The sequence below is a fragment of the Methylobacterium indicum genome, from assembly GCF_001043895.1.
Classification (GTDB): domain Bacteria; phylum Pseudomonadota; class Alphaproteobacteria; order Rhizobiales; family Beijerinckiaceae; genus Methylobacterium; species Methylobacterium indicum.
Genome location: NZ_JTHF01000236.1, coordinates 1 through 12,248, shown reverse-complemented (window position 1 = coordinate 12,248; position 12,248 = coordinate 1). Strand labels below are relative to the sequence as shown.

The window sequence follows — 12,248 nt, the reverse complement described above, 5'->3', positions numbered from 1 at the left end:
GCAGGGCCTGATCGCCAGCGACTTGCTCGGCTACGGCCGCGAGCCGCTGCCGCCGACCCGCGACGTCGTGAACAACGACGGCGACGTGGTCGTGCCGATCGACCTGCGCAACTTCGGCAACTGGCTGAAGCTGTTCATGGGCGCGCCGTCGAGCACCGACGCCAGCGGCACCCGCACCCACGTGTTCACGTCCGGCGCCGTCGCCCTCCCTTCGATGACGGTGGAGGTCGGCCTGCCGGAGGTGCCGAGCTACGGTCAGAACTTCGGCGTGCGCGGCAACACCATGCGGGTGCAGATGCAGCGCTCCGGCCTGCTCACCGCGACGCTCGGGCTGATCGCGCAGGGCGAGAATAAGTTGGTGGCGTCGGCCGCCGGCACGCTCGCCGAGGCCAGCGTGGAGCGGTTCAGCCCGTTCCAGGGTGCCATCACCCGGGCCGGGCAGCCGCTCGGGTCCGTCGTCTCGGCCGACTTCACCTACTCGAACAACCTCGACAAGGTCGAGGTGATCCGCGGCGATGGCCGCATCGAGGATGCCGACCCGGGCATGGTCATGATGTCCGGCAACGTGACGGTCCGGTTCGCCAACACGGTCCTTCTCGACCAAGCCACCGCCGGCACGCCCATCGAGCTCACGTTCGGTTGGGTCACCGACGCGGCGCGCTCGCTCGTGTTCACGGCGCACGCCGTCTACCTGCCGCGGGCGAAGACGCCGGTGACCGGCCCGAACGGGGTGCAGGCCACCTTCGCGTGGCAGGCGGCGAAGGACATGACGCTCGGCAAGACCGTCACCGCCACGCTCATCAACAACGTCGCGACATACTGAGCGCGGTACAGACCGCGCACCGGTCGGCAAATCCCTTGCCCTCCGGGCGCGGCCCTCGGTACAACGGCATGACCCCGCTCGTGCGGGGATGGATCGCACGGAAGGTATTCGCACCTGCCGTGCGTTAGCTTTGCTCGCTACGCTGAGCGAAGTTCCCCGCGGGCCTGGGGATCGTTGCGAACCTGCCGACTGGCAAGATGATCGCACGTCAGCGTCCGATCGCTTCTTTCTCCGCGAGAAAAAATGATCAAGCTCTCCCAGTCGGTCGAGCCGTTCTGGCTCGACATCTTGCCGGGCGTCCGAATCCGTTTCCGGCCGATCACCGTCGCCTCGATGCTGGTCGCCCGCGAGGCCGTGGGCAAGGTGTTCCGCGACGAGAACCAGGACGACGTCGGCGCCCGCGCCAACATTGCGCTCGTCCGCGAGCTGGCCCGCCGCGGCATCGTGGAGTGGGAGGGTATCGGCGATGCCGATGGTCAGCCGATCCCGGTCACCCGCGAGGCCGTCGATCTCCTGATGGAGAACTGGCCGGCCTACGACGCGATCGACAACCTCTACGTCGCGCCGGCCCTGGCGAGGGACGCGGAAAAAAACGCATCGTCGAACTCGTCCGCTGGCACTTCGGTGGCGGCGCCGGATACTGCGACGCCTGCGGCGTAGAATGCGAGGCCTGCCCGTACCACGAGCACGCACCCGCCACGGATGATGGCCTGACGGCCTGGGCCGTGATTCGTCGCTGCGGCGGGCAGGTCAGGGCCGGCATGGGCGCCCCCTATGCCCTCGACTTCGGCGCTGTGTTGGCGCTGGCCGACGCCATGGGCGCGACTTCCGCGCTCCTCGCCGACGTCCTGCCGCACGTCGAGCCCGTCATCGTGAAGGCCTACCAGGAGCAGAGCGAGAATGCCGACTAGCGTCGCCATCCGCCTCGGCGTCGAGGGTGGGGCCGAGGTCAAGCGCGTCCTCACCGAGACCGGTCAGGACGGCCAGGCCGCGTTCCAGAAGATCGCTGCCGCGAGCGACGCGGCCGGCGCCGCCGTCGACCGGCAGACCGCGAAGTTCCAGCGGCTGGCGGCGGCCGCACGCGAGGCAGAAACGCAGGCCCGGGCGCAGGCGAACATCAACGCCGTGCTCGGCGTCGGTCAGGGCTCGGCCGGGGCCGCGCGCGACTCGGCCTCCGTGTTCGAGTTGCAGGCCCGGGCCGCCGACGAGGCGGCGCGCCGGGCGGAGGTGCTGTCGCGCGAGGTCGCGACGCTCCAGAGCCGCTTCGACCCGATGGCCGCGGCCGGCGCCCGCTACTCGGCCGCGCTGGCGGATATCGCCCGGGCGGAGGAGATCGGCGCCCTCTCGGCGAATAAGGCGGCCGCGGCGCGGCTCGCGGCCGTGCGCGCATTCGAGGACAGCACCCAGCGCCTGGAGCGCGCCGGCCTCGCCCAGAAGACCAGCGCGCAGGCGGCGGTCGCCGGCCAGACGATCTTGCCGAATCGCGGCGCGGACGTCGCTGCCTACGGCGACGAGCTCGACCGGCTGCGCGCCAAGTACAGCCCGCTTTTCGCCGCCCAACGCGAGTACCTGGGCCAGCTTGCCGAGATCCGGCAGGCGGTGCGCACGGGTGCCCTGACCCAGGCCGAGGGCACGGCGGCGATCCAGGCCACGAAGGATGCCTTCGCCCGGCAGGTGGTCGACCAGCGCGCCCGCGGCGATGGCCGGCTGACCGGCTTCCAGGCGCAGAACCTGCTCTACCAGGGCACAGACATCGTCGCCTCGGCAGCGAGCGGCATGTCTCCGCTCACCATCCTGCTGCAGCAGGGCGGGCAGATCGCACCCGTCTTTGCCGGCCCCGGCTCGGCCAGCATCAAGGGAGCGCTCGGACAGGCGAGCGAGGCGGTGACCGGCTTCGTCTCTCGCATCGGCTTCGTGGGTGGCGCGATCGGTGTCGTGACCACCGCGGCGGTCGCTGGCACGGCGGCGGTCCTGTCCTATCAGAACTCGATGCGGGAGACGGAACGCGCGCTGGCGGGTGCCGGTCGCGCGTCCGGCGCCAACGCCGCGTTGATCAATGCGGCGGCGCAGGCTGCGGCCGCGTCCGGCGAGGTTTCGGTCCGGCAGGCCCGGCAGTTCTCGGCCGAGTACGCCTCGACCGGCCGCATCGGCGTCGAGATGTATGCCGGCCTCGCCCGGACCGCGCGCGATTATGCGGCCACGACCAGCCAGGACGTGGGCGACGCCAACACCGACCTCGCCAAGGCGTTCGGCAACCCGGATCTGGTCCGCGGACTCGACGCGCTGAACGAGAAGCTGGGCTTTCTCGACGATCGCACCCGGGAGACGGTCCGTCGGCTCGCCGAGCAGGGCGACCGGCTCGCCGCCCAGCGGGTGGGGTTCGAAGCCTACGCGGCGGCCCTGACCAAGGCGAGTGAGCTGACCGGGGCCTTCGGCGACAAGACCTCGGCGTTCGGCCGGGTGTTCGGCAACGTCTGGGACATGGTCGGCGAGAAACTGGACAAGGTGCTCACCGGCGGCTCCCTGGACGAGAGGATCAAGGATCTCCAGGCGCAGCTCGAGCAGACCGAGAGCCTGCGCGGCCGGTTCGGTGGCCTGCTCGACTATCGGATCGATGCCCCGGCCAACGAGCTGCGGGACGAGATCGCGCGCCTGCGCGGCATCCAGGCTCGGCAGGCGCAGCAAACCGAGCGGGCGCAGACGGCGCAGCGTTCGCGAGAGATCGGTGACCTTGTCCGCTCGCTCGACCCCGAGCAGGCGCAACTCGACAAGCTCCAAGGCACGGCGGAGCGCCTGCGCCGCGCCCTCTCCGACCCGATCACCTTCGGTCTCGGTCCGCGGGCCCTGTCGGAGACCGAAGGTGCCTTTGGGCGGGTGTCGGCGCAGCTGCGCACGATGACCGAGGATATGGAGCGTTTCGGCAGTGCCACCATCGCGGCACAGGTGCGTGCGTCGGAATTCGCCAACCGGGCCGCGACCCAGCGCCTGAACCCGGTCGATCGCGCGCTGGCGGATCGTCAGGAGCAGTACAACAACGAGGTGCGCAAGCTCGGCATTGACGTGACGGGCCCATCCTCGGCGCAGGTGCGCGCCGATTATGAGGCCCGCATCGGCAACGCCGATGCTCGAGATCTCGTCGGCCTGACAGCCGCGCGGGACGCGGCCTTGAAGAACGCCTTGGCGAGAGAGGGATTGCAGCGCTCCCTCAACCTCGACACCGACACGATCCAGAAGGAGACCGCGGTCCGGGCCGAGCGCTCGCAGAATGTCAGCTCTTACATGGACCGCGTCATCGGCGCCGAGAGCGGCGGCGACCCGAACGCGCGCAACACCCGATCGACGGCGACCGGCCTCGGTCAGTTCATTGAGCGGACCTGGCTCGCCCTATTCAAGGAGCGGTTCCCCGAGCGGGCCGCCGGCATGTCCCGGGACGAGATCCTGGCGCGCCGGACCGACCGCAGCGACAGCATCGAGCTGATCCGGGCCCTGACCGAGCAGAACTCACGAGCCCTGGAAAAGGCCGGTCTCGCGACCACCGACCGCAACCTCTACCTCGCGCACTTCGCCGGCGCCCAAGGGGCTGTCGATCTCCTCCGGGCGGATCGCGGCGCCTCGGCAGCATCGATCCTCGGCAGCGATGCGGCACGTGCCAACCCGACCATCGTCGGCGGCGGTCGGACGGTCGGCAACGTCCTCGACTATGCCGAGAGGGTCATCAACAAGAGCGCGCCGAACATCCGAGCTTCGGACCGTGAGACAGCGGACGTGCGCAGTCGGACCACGCTGACGGAGCAGACGACGGAAGCGGAGGCGCGCCGGCAAAAGGTCCAGGAACTCCTGAACGACGAAATCCAGCGTGGCACCGCCTTCGGGCGCACCTTCGCGACAGCGCAGGATCTGGTCAAGGCTTCGGCGAGCCAGATGACCCCCGAGATGGAGGCGCAGCGCAAGGTCATCCTGGAAACCGCCGACGCCTACGCCAAGGCGCAGGCGAACCTGCAGCGCAGTCAGATTGGCAAGGACATCCTGTTCGATCGCGCTCAGATCGGCCGGACCCAGTCCGAGCAGGCGGTTGCCTCTCGGCTGCGGGGAACCGGGCTCGGCCTCGACTCGCAGGAGGCAGACGGCCTGCGCCTCAACGACAATCTGAAGCAGACCAAGGATCTCGCCAGTTCCGCTTTCTCGGGGATGCTCGGCGATCTGCGCCAGGGCGTATCGCTCACTTCAGCGCTCACGAACGTGACCGGGCGCTTCGCCGACAAGCTCCTGCAGACCGCCTCGGATCGCACGATTTCGGCCTTCTTCGACGCCTTCACCAAGGGCGGGGCAGCCAACAGCAACGGCTTCCTGGGCACGATCGCCTCGGTGATCGGGGGCGGGAAGTTCGACGTCGGCGGCTACACCGGCCCTGGCGACCGTTACGACGTTGCTGGCTTCGTGCACCGCGGTGAGGTGGTCTACTCGCAAGACGACGTTGCGCGGCATGGTGGCGTTGCGGTCGTCGAGGCCATCCGCCGGGGCGGTCTGCGAGGCTATGCTGATGGCGGCGTTGTCGGCCGCGGTACCTTTACGATGCCGAGCCGGGCGATGATGGGACCCAGCAACGACGCGATCCCCGGCATCGCCTTCATCAACACCGGCACGCCCCAGGAGCAGAAGGCGCCCGCGCGCTGGGGCACCGATGAGCAAGGCCGTCGCCGCATCGAGATGACGATCGGCGACACCTTCGTGGCCGGCGCCGGCACTCCTCAGGGTCGCGAGGCGCTGGCGCAGAGCGGGCGGAGGATCCAGCGTTGATCGTCTGGCCTGCCGAGCTGCCGCAGCGCGTCCTCGCCTCAGGCTACAGCGAGAGCCTGGGCGATGGTCGGCTGCGCACGCAGATGGAAACCGGCCCGATGAAGGTGCGCCGGCGCTTCTCCGCGGTGGCGCGCCCGATCGCAGCTTCGTTCCGCGTCTCGCCCGATGGCAAGGCGCGGATTGAACGGTTCTGGTGGGAGGAAATCGGGGGCGGCAGCCTGCCGTTCCTCATGCCCGACCAGACGCACGATGGTCTCGCCCTCCTGGCCGACGACGGCCTGCAGCTGCTCAACGATCAGGGCCGGCCGCTGATCAACACCGCCTGGTGGTTGGTGATGGCCGGGGACGCTCCGCCCTCCTTCGCTCCGCTTCAGCGTGGCATAGCCTACACGGCCGCCTTCCCGCTGGTGATCATGCCCTGATGCCTCGGCTGATCTCTCTCAACGCCCGCACGGCCGCGAACGCGGCGCAGACGGACCAGATCCCCGTCATGCTGACGACGATCCGGCATCCCGAGTTGCCGGAGCCGATCCTGCTCTCGAGCGACCCCACGGTGCGGATCACCACCGACCCGCTCGTCTACGGCACCCGGCATCTGGGCGAAGACTACCTGTTCGTGCTGATGGGCGCGGTCTGGCCGGACGACCAGCGCGGCTCGGCGCCGAAGACCACGCTGACGTTCGAGAACGTGACCAGCGGCATGACGGAGCCGCTGCGCTCCATCCTATCGCCGCCCTCGGCGGACCTCACCATCGTCATGGCGGCGACGCCCGACGTGATCGAGGCCCGATACCTCAACCTGAAGGGCACGCTCGGCACCTGGGACGCCGGGCGGATCTCGCTCGACGTGTCGCGCGAGTCCTTCGCTAACGAGCCGATGCCGTCCGGCCGGATGAGCAAGGCTCGGTTCCCGGGGCTGTTCCGGTGACGCGCGCTCAAGCCGTCTTGGTCGCGCTGATCGCAGCCGCGGCCACGATCTACGACCCGTGCATCTTCGCCCCGCCGGCGGTCGCCTGCGTGACCGTCGCGCTAATCGCGTGCGCCTTCTTCCCGGTCTGAGCATGATGCACTGGTCCACCCCCTACGTCGGCCTACCCTGGGCCGAGACCGGCGACACGCCCGACGGCGTATCCTGCTGGGGCCTCTGCGTCCTCGTCTACCGCGAGGTGCTGGACCTCACCCTGCCGTCCTATGCGGGCTTGTGCGCCTGCCCGGCCGAGCGCCGGCAGATCGCGTCGACGATTGGCGGAGAGGCCGCGGGCGCGCTGTGGCGCCCCGTGCCGCTCACCACCGCGCGCGAGTTCGACGTGGCCGTGTTCCGGGTGGGCGAGCTCGACGCCCACGTGGGGCTCATCTGCACCCCGACCCAGGCGCTGCACATCACCCAGGGCCACGACAGCGCCGTGCTTGACCTGCGCGCCCCGCGGTGGGCCTCGCGCTTCTCCGGCCTCTACCGTCACGCCGAAATCATGGACCGCACCCGTGCCGCGTGACGTCTCGGTCCTGGCGCTTGACAGCCTGTTCGACGCCTCCCGCCGGCGCGAGATGGTCTCGCCGCCGGGTTGCAGCATCGCGGAGATCGTCGGGCTCGCCTTTCCGGGGCTCGCCGAGGGCCTGCGCGACCGGCTGCGGGTGACGATCGACGGGCGGGTGGTGCCGATCGGGATGTGGCGCGGCACCCGTCCGCGGCCCGGGACGCACCTGCTGATCCAGCCGATCCCGGCCGGCGACGCGGCGCGCAACATCCTGACGATCGCCGTCACGGTCGGTGCCATCGCGCTCGGGCAGTTCTACGGGCCGCTCCTCGCCGGCAGCCTCCTCGGCCTGCCCGGTGCGGCCACGGGCACGTTCGCGTCGCTCCTATCCGCCGGTATCACCGGCACGACGCTGCTCGCCGGCACGCTGCTCATCAACGCGCTGATCCCACCGCGCTCCGACGCCAAGGAGAAGCCCAGCTACGCCATCCAGGGCTTGCAGAACCAGCTGACCCCCGATGCCCCGGTACCGCTGATCCTGGGCAAGATCCGGTTCGCGCCACCCTACGCGGCCACGCCCTACACCCAGGCGGTGGGCGATGAGCGCTACGTGGTCGCTGCGTTTCTGATCGGCTACGGCCCGGTCGCGGTACGCAACTGGCGCATCGGCGAGACCCCCATCGAACGGTACAACGACATCACCCTCGAAACGCGCCTTGGCGGTGCAGACGACGAACGACTGACGCTCTACCCGCAGCAGGTGCTGGAGGAAGCGCTGTCCGTTGCGCTCAAGACCGCACAACTACCGACGGGCGGTCCGCAGATCCGCACCACGGCCTCGGACTGCACCGGGTGCGAGATCGATATCACCAGCACGGGCATCTATCAGGTCAACAAGGACGGCGCGTACCAGAACTTCACCGTCAACATCGGCGTCCGCTACTGCAAGTCGGGCACGAACGCCTGGGTCTCCGGTCCGTCCATCAGCATCACCTCGAACAAGGCCAAGGCGCTCACCCGCACGACGCAGATCACATTCCCGGAGCGCGGCCGCTACGACATCGAGCTGACCCGCAGCACCACGGACTGGGACGAGGTCGACCAGTCGAACAAGACGATCCAGCGGCACGGCGCGACGGTCTGGTCGGTGCTGCGCTCGTTCCGCCCCGAGTATCCGATCGACTTCCCCCAGCCGCTGGCGCTGGCCGCCTGCCGGATCCGGGCGACGGGGCAGCTCAACGGCACGCTCGATGCGCTGAATGCCGACGTGGCGACGATCTGCCCGGACTGGGACGAGGCGAGCGGTACCTGGATCGCGCGCGAGACCAACAACCCGGCGTCGCTGTTCCGCTACGTGCTGACCGGCCCGGCCATCGCCTATCCGCTGACCCTCGCCGAGGTTGGCGCTTTGGAGGAGTGGCACCGGTTCTGCGACGCCAAGGGCCTGACCTACAACCGGGTCCACGACTACGAGGCCAGCGTCCTCGAGGTGCTGGGCGATATCGCCGCCGCCGGCCGGGCCAGCCCGCACGACACCGGCGAGGTGTGGCAGGTGGTGATCGATCGGGCGCTGTCCGTCGTGTCGGCTCACATCAGCCCGCGCAACTCGTGGAGCTACCAGGGCAAGCGGCCCTATGCCGTGTTCCCCGACGCCTTCCGAGTGTCGTTCCTCGACGAGACCAACGGGTTCGCCAAGGCCGAGCGCCTAGTACCCTGGCCGGGCCACAGCGGCGATATCCGGGTCACCGAGAAGCTGGAGATGCCGGGGGTCACGAACCCCGACATGGTGTGGCGCGAGGCTCGCAAACGCCAATACGAGCTGATCCACCGGCCCGACACCCACACGGTCAATCTCGACTGGGAAGCGCTGACCATCCGCCGCGGCGACCGCGCGCAGCTGAGTCACGACGTGCTGGAGAGCACCATGGTTTCGGGCCGCGTGACCGCGGTCACCACGGTTGCCGGCAGCATCATGGTCTACCTCGACGAGCCCGTGACGATGTCCACGGGCGAGAGCTACGCCATCCGGTTTCGCCGCGCTGATGGCGCGACCCTGCTGCGGACCATCGCCACGGCCCCAGGTACGACGCACGCGGTGAAGCTGACTGGTGCGGGCGACGTGCCTGCGGGGCCGACCGATGACGATCCCTCGGGCGAACTCTTCATGTTCGGTCCCGCCGCACGCGAGTCGTTCCCGGTGACGGTCAAGGGATTCGAGGCGATGGAGGACTTCGCTGCCCGCCTGACCCTGATCGATCACGCGGCCGAGATCGAGGCGCTGGTGGATGCCGAGGTGCCACCGCCGTGGAGCGGACGGGCCGGCGGGCCGGCGCAGCAGCAGACCGGCACGCCGCTGGCACCGATCGTCGACAACGTGGTCTCGGGTGTGCTGGCCTCGGACGCCGCGACCGCAACCAATCCGGTCCCGGTCGTCATCCTGGTTCGTTCGCCCGCGCTCGAGACGCTGACCATCGCCTCGTTCGAGGTGCGCAACCGCAAGATCGGGTCCGGCACATGGATGTCGGCGCCAGGCGCCGCAGCCGCCGGCGCGGTGGTTCTGCCCGGCTATCAGAAGGGCGACAGCATCGAGCTCCAGGCCCGCGCGATCTCGGCTGGCGGCGTGCCGGGCGACTGGTCCACCCCGATCCTGACGCATCAGGTCGCCGCGACCGATCCGGCCGCGCCATCGGCGCCCCAGGCCCTCACCGCTTCCCAGGTCTCCGGCGCCTCTTCGCCGACGATCCGTGCAACCGCCACCTCAAGCGCCGACCCGAACAGCGCGGCGACGCGCCTCTACATCGCGGCTGGCGCCAGCGCGCCGTTCTCGGCTGCCAGCGCCTACATGGGCGAGCAGGCAAGCGGCCCGAACACGACGCTACCGCCTCGCGACCTGACGACCCTTCCGAACGCTACGGCGCTCGCCGCCGGTCCCTACCGGCTCTGGGCGACCGCTCTCGACGGTAACAGCCCGCCTGTCGAGAGCATCCCGTTCGGCCCGGTCTCCGTCACGCTCTCCTGACCCGCGGCCCCCGGGCCGTCTCACTCCTAATCCATCCCGACAGGGTGCCTCTCCGGTGCCCTCTCCAGTGCTGGGAAATCCCTGAATGGCTGGCGGCATCACCCCTGGCATCCGCTCGACAAACCTCCCGCTGGACGACGCCAACGCGGCCGTCGAGGTGCTGGTCCATGCTGACGTGGGCGGACAGCGATTGCTGAGGCGCCAGACCCTCGGCATCTTCGTGGCGCAGATCCTGGCGCTGGCAGGCGCCGGCATCCCTAGTGCACCTGCCGTCCTCTCCATTCTCCTGGCGCGCGGGTTCACGCTCGGTCCCGACGGCAAACTCCACCTGACCCAGGCCGAGGCCGACCTCGCTGCGGAGATCATCCGCTCGACAACCTTCGACGCCGGTCTTGCTTTGCGCGACCGCGCCGCTTTCACGCGCCCTAGACGAACGACCGGCCAGTCCTACCCCCGCAACGGAGTTTTCGAGGCCTGGGCGGCCGTCTTTACGCCGACCCGGGACGTGCCGGCCGCGGCATCGATCACGACCTGGATCCAGGGGCTCGGCGCCGCACCGGGGATCGTGAAGCTGCAATTGCAGGTCTACCGCGTTCCCGTCGCGTCGGTGGACACGTCGCCCCCCGGGTCGGGCGATCTGGTCTACCCGCTCACCAGCTATGACATCGCGGCCGTCTTGGATGACCCTCCGCACCCGACGCGCGTGCAGCGGGTGGTCCTGCCCACCCCTGGTCTCGGGCAGCTTCGCAAGGGCTTCTCCTACGTCTACACGCTCTATGCGCTCCTGGCGGGTGATACGCCATCGGCGTTCGGCATCGCGCAGGGCGAGCCGGTACCGGGTAGCGCTGCGCGCGATTACGGGTGGGTGCGCGTCAACGGCAGCTGGAACGGGGTCGCGGGCGCGCCGATCGCCTTCGAGGTCTCCGAGAGCGTAGGGGCGCCCGACGGCAATCTGGACGGGCCGCTCATCGAACGCGTCTCGGCCGTGGGGCAGCAGCCGCTCTACTGGACCGGGCTGAGCGCCCTCATCCCGGAGTTGCGCCTCGACCACGGCCGCTCGACGGTCATCGTCGCCGACAAGGCGGCCAGCGGTCGCTTCCAGCTCGTCAGCTTCGGCCGGCCCGGCGCCGTGACGCGCACCATGACGCTCCCGATCCAGGCTTCTCGTCTCGGTCTAGGGCACGAGTATCCGCGCAACGTCAGCGTGGTCCGCGATAGTGACGGTGTCTCGCAGGCCGAGGGCGTCGATTACGTCGTCGACTACACCGCAGGCGACATCTTCAATCCCAACGCCGGCTCGGGAAATACGGTCTGCCGCATCACCTATACGGCAGACCAAACCCGCTACGACGTGCTGTGGATGGACCCCAAGACGGGCGCGCTTGGGGTGACCGCCGGACCGGAACGCGGCAGAGACGTAGCCGAGTACGTCCCCGACCCTCCGCTGGGCATGATCCGCCTCTACCACGTCTACGTGACCGCGCAGCACGGGGTCACCCTCGTGCCGATGTACGAGCATCGAACCGGCGTCAGGATCGGCGCCGAGGGGGAACACCTGGCATGGCTCACCGACATGCGGTCCCGGCTGTCGGGCCTGCGCCGCAAGATGCGGGCCGGAGAGACCATCACGATCTGCCAGGTCGGCGACAGCATCCAGGCGCAGGGCGGGCAGACGCCCAGCCAGTACACGACCGCGAACGGGCCGAGCCGGGACAACCCGAGCATTTACTATGCCGGGACAGGCGTCGCGCAAGACACGCTGGATGCCAAGCCGCGCTACGACCACGGCGACGGTGACGGCCCGATCCACATGCAGGAAGGTTGGGTCTGGCACCTCAAACGCGCGATCGAGGCGTGCAGCAATTCGACCGTCATCATCAAAAATCTGGCGGTCGGAGGTTCGACCGCAGGGCAGACGCTCCCGGGCGGCAACAGCCCCGAGATGCTGGCTGCCTACCAAGCCACCAACGCCGACCTCTACCTTTGCAACTTCGGGATGAACCAAGTTGGTGACCCCGCGCTCGAAACCCAGATCGTCTCGTTGTTTCGGACCCTCCGCAGCTATGGCGGAGAGGTGATCGACATGCCGATCGTCCTCACTCCGCAGATCGGGCAGATCACCGACCTGTCGGAC

General features: G+C 69.3%; 9 protein-coding genes. All 9 read left to right on the top strand.

Annotated elements, in window-relative coordinates:
- Positions 1–823: phage tail tube protein (locus QR78_RS25040; protein ID WP_048430310.1), on the top strand; the 823-nt coding region annotated here is incomplete at its 5' end.
- Positions 824–1,066: 243 nt separating this feature from the next.
- Entirely contained in the window at positions 1,067–1,483 is a 417-nt protein-coding gene (locus QR78_RS25035) for a hypothetical protein (protein ID WP_048430309.1), read from the top strand.
- A 101-nt stretch (positions 1,484–1,584) separates the two neighbouring features.
- A complete protein-coding gene (locus tag QR78_RS25030; protein ID WP_203154546.1) occupies positions 1,585–1,734 on the top strand; it encodes a DUF7697 family protein in 150 nt (49 codons plus the stop codon).
- Entirely contained in the window at positions 1,724–5,620 is a 3,897-nt protein-coding gene (locus QR78_RS25025; RefSeq protein ID WP_053221077.1) for a phage tail length tape measure family protein, read from the top strand. The genes QR78_RS25030 and QR78_RS25025 overlap by 11 nt, the downstream gene beginning before the upstream one ends.
- Positions 5,617–6,042 (top strand): hypothetical protein, encoded by a 426-nt coding sequence (locus QR78_RS25020; RefSeq protein WP_053221076.1) that lies wholly within the window; start codon positions 5,617–5,619, stop codon positions 6,040–6,042. The genes QR78_RS25025 and QR78_RS25020 overlap by 4 nt, the downstream gene beginning before the upstream one ends.
- A complete protein-coding gene (locus QR78_RS25015) occupies positions 6,042–6,548 on the top strand; it encodes a hypothetical protein (RefSeq protein ID WP_048430307.1) in 507 nt (168 codons plus the stop codon). Before QR78_RS25020 ends, QR78_RS25015 begins: the two co-directional genes overlap by 1 nt.
- Before the next feature lie 133 nt (positions 6,549–6,681).
- Positions 6,682–7,113 (top strand): NlpC/P60 family protein, encoded by a 432-nt coding sequence (locus QR78_RS25010; RefSeq protein ID WP_053221075.1) that lies wholly within the window; start codon positions 6,682–6,684, stop codon positions 7,111–7,113.
- The gene (locus QR78_RS25005) at positions 7,103–10,114 is read left to right on the top strand and encodes a host specificity factor TipJ family phage tail protein (protein WP_053221074.1); all 3,012 of its coding nucleotides are present in this window, start codon (positions 7,103–7,105) and stop codon (positions 10,112–10,114) included. The genes QR78_RS25010 and QR78_RS25005 overlap by 11 nt, the downstream gene beginning before the upstream one ends.
- An 85-nt stretch (positions 10,115–10,199) precedes the next feature.
- On the top strand, positions 10,200–12,248 hold a 2,049-nt coding region (locus QR78_RS25000; RefSeq protein WP_048430306.1), incomplete at its 3' end, for a hypothetical protein.